A 2,153-nucleotide genomic window follows, 5' to 3' on the forward strand; every position below is an offset into this window, starting at 1 on the left:
GAGGGACCGAGAATACCGTCCCGAAATATGCTCAAGAACCTCCAGGAAGGTTGCCCCCTCGGCGGTCACCTTGTGCAGCGAGCCTTCTTCATCCAATGGATTCACCTATCCTGCGGGTCGCGAGAACGACACTTCGACGTTTGAATAGTCGTAGAACTCCTGAGGGCGGGCGGCCTTGCAGCTGTCGCAGTAGTACCGATCCCGGATCCGCGGTTCTTCGCGATCGCCTGCTCCGCGCTCGGCGCTGGGATGCGCGGTGCACTTCGTCGACCGTCTGCCCGTCGCGGACCGCCCGGACGGGCTCCGGCCGGTGCTCGCACTGACGGGCTGACCGGGAGCCCGAAGCTCAGCCCAGATAGCCCTCGACCTGCGACGACGACCTCGGGTGCGCCTCATCCGGGTTCTCGCCGAACTCGGACTTCGCGCGCCGCTGGCGCAGCAGGTCCCAGCACTGGTCGAGCTCGCGCTCCAGCTCCGCGAGGCGCGTGTGCTCCGTGGAGCTGTCGATCGCACCCGCTGCCACGGAGTCACGCAGCCGTCGCTCGTCGTCCACCATCGCCGTGATCCTGCTCAGGATCTGCTCTTGGTCCATGGCCGTACGCCTCCTCGGGGCTCCAGGCCACTCTATGAAGAACCCGAGGTGTCGGCGAGCGAGAGAGACGGCCTCGCGCGGGTGGCACGCCTTAGGGCTCGCAGAGAATCAACATGCTGACTTGATCTCCGTGGGCTTGCTCTTCGTGAGGAATGCGGTGACGTCGGCAGGTGTGCGGAACCTGGCTGTCGAGGGTCGGACGGTGTAGCCGTGCTCGGCGAGAAGGGGCTGGACTTGGTGAACGGCCCGGGTGAGGGTGCTGCCAGTCACTCCGAAGAGCAGTGCGATCAAGTCTCGGGTTCCGAGTTTGCGCAGGTAGAGCACGGTGGCCAGGACTCTGTCGGCGGTGGTCAGCTTGTCCTTGGCGCCGGCTCCGCGAGCCCGGATGCGGTCACCTCCTCGCTGCTGGGACCGCCCGAGTTCACGTAGCCCATCGAGTTTCTGGGACAACTGGTCGACGAGCTCGTCGAGTGCCGGTTCGGTCATGCCGGTCAGTTCCGGATTGCGCAGACCGCCGACACGGAACTGAGGCGCCAGGCCCTCGACTGACCGCGGGTCCTCGGCCGTGCCGGCCGTGGCGCCGTGTTGTGGGTGGAGGGTGTAGTTCCAGTCGCCGTGGAAGCGGTGGCGGTGCATGGGCAGGGCGTCGATGTCTGTGTCCGTGAACTTGATGCCGGTGTCGTAGGTGCCCGAATCGAGTTCCGCGTGGACCGTCAGCCCGGTTTCCGTAGTGGTCGCCTTGATGCTGTTCACGATGACGTCGTGGCTGTTCAGGGGCCTACCGCGCCAGTTCATGGAGATTTGGGAGAACAGCCGGTGCTCGATCTTGTTCCACTTCGAGGTGCCCGGCGGCATGTGGCAGACCGTGATCTCCAGGCCCGTCTCGGCGGCCAAGGCAGCGAGTTCGGTCTTCCAGGCGCGGGTGCGGTATCCGTTGGAGCCGCCCGCGTCCGCGGTGATCAGCAGCCGGGCGGCCTGAGGGTAGTCGTGACTGCCGCGGGCTTGCCACCAGCGGCGGATCGAGGCAACGGCGAACGCGGCCGTGTCGTGGTCGGTGCCGACACTGACCCAGCCGGTGTTCGCGGCGACGTCGTAGATCCCGTAAGGGATCGCCTTGCCCGGTCCCTGCCGGTCCAGGAAATCATGGGTCTTGACCTGGGCCGGAGCTCCCTTCGGCTCCCACTCACGACCCCCATTCTTGTATGGGCCGACCAGCTCCTTCTTCTTGGTGTCCACACTGATCACCGGATCACCGGCGCCCATATGCTCCTTGGCCCGGTCGTTGATGTAGCGGAACTGGGCATCACGGTCGGGGTGTTGAGCGCCCTCGAGGGTCTTGACGTTGGCCTGGAGGCCGAACCCCTCCTCTCGGAGCAGGTCGGCGACAGTGTCCGCCGAGACGCGGTGGCCTTGCCTGGTGAGCTCGCCGGCGAGTTTGCGTGTCGACTTCGTCGTCCAGCGCAGCGGCCGGTGACACGGGCGAGAGCGTGAACCTCCAGTTCCGTGCCGCGCCCGGCAATTTCGTCGTCGTCCAGCCGTACGAGGTCTGAGGGAGCCCGTC

At 66.2% G+C, this 2,153-nt stretch carries 2 protein-coding genes and 1 pseudogene; 1 reads left to right on the forward strand and 2 read right to left on the reverse strand.

The window, feature by feature from the left end; all coding sequences use genetic code 11:
• Positions 1-238 precede the first annotated feature (238 nt).
• Positions 239-331: pseudogene (locus tag ACWEBX_RS39420) on the forward strand (hydrolase); the annotation flags it as partial.
• 15 nt (positions 332-346) lie between these two features.
• On the opposite strand, the gene ACWEBX_RS39425 reads toward ACWEBX_RS39420, so the two are convergent.
• Positions 347-592, reverse strand: a complete 246-nt coding sequence (locus ACWEBX_RS39425; protein WP_451889518.1) for a DUF2630 family protein — start codon at positions 590-592, stop codon at positions 347-349.
• Between the two features lie 108 nt (positions 593-700).
• A partial coding sequence (locus ACWEBX_RS39430; protein WP_451889519.1) for an ISAzo13 family transposase occupies positions 701-2,153 on the reverse strand: 1,453 nt, incomplete at its 5' end.

Source organism: Streptomyces sp. NPDC005070 (assembly GCF_053600395.1).

Coding starts and splice junctions, on each gene's coding strand:
- ACWEBX_RS39425 (WP_451889518.1), bottom strand. CDS start 592: ATGGACCAAGAGCAGATCCTGAGCAGGATCACGGCGATGGTGGACGAC.